Origin of the sequence: Streptomyces sp. SID13726, assembly GCF_010548375.1 — a bacterium.
Classification (GTDB): domain Bacteria; phylum Actinomycetota; class Actinomycetes; order Streptomycetales; family Streptomycetaceae; genus Streptomyces.
Window position 1 is genome coordinate 1 of sequence record NZ_JAAGLY010000719.1, and the last position, 403, is coordinate 403.

Below are 403 nucleotides of genomic sequence, written 5' to 3' on the forward strand. Positions count from 1 at the left end.
AGAGGGGTACTACGGAATCCGCATGTACCGAGCACAGGGCGGCCCCTACATGATCGGCGTCTGCATCCGGCGCATGGACATCTGCATGCCCATCGGCGAGTTCGCGATGAGCAGGCGCGCCAGGGAGATCCAGGCCTTCCGAGACGACGAGACCGCACGACTCACCACCCTGTACCCGCAACTGGCCCCGGCGGGGATCTGATCAACAGGGGAGCTGTGGAGCACACCGGCCTTCAAGATCCATCACCCCGGCCCTCTGATCCGCGACGCTATCGAGAGATCAGAATTCTGTGCCGGCTTCACTGCGGGGGTCGCCGACGGGGTGCCGCCCCTCGTAGAGCCCGGCGCGCGCTGCGCGGCGCCAGGGGCGCGCGTAGCGAACCGCGACATCGATGTCCTGTTC

The 403-nt window shown here is 66.7% G+C and carries 1 pseudogene; it reads left to right on the forward strand.

Annotated features, from left to right (window positions below):
• Window positions 1-202, forward strand: a pseudogene (locus G3I78_RS49940) (radical SAM protein); the annotation flags it as partial.
• Window positions 203-403: the final 201 nt, after the last annotated feature.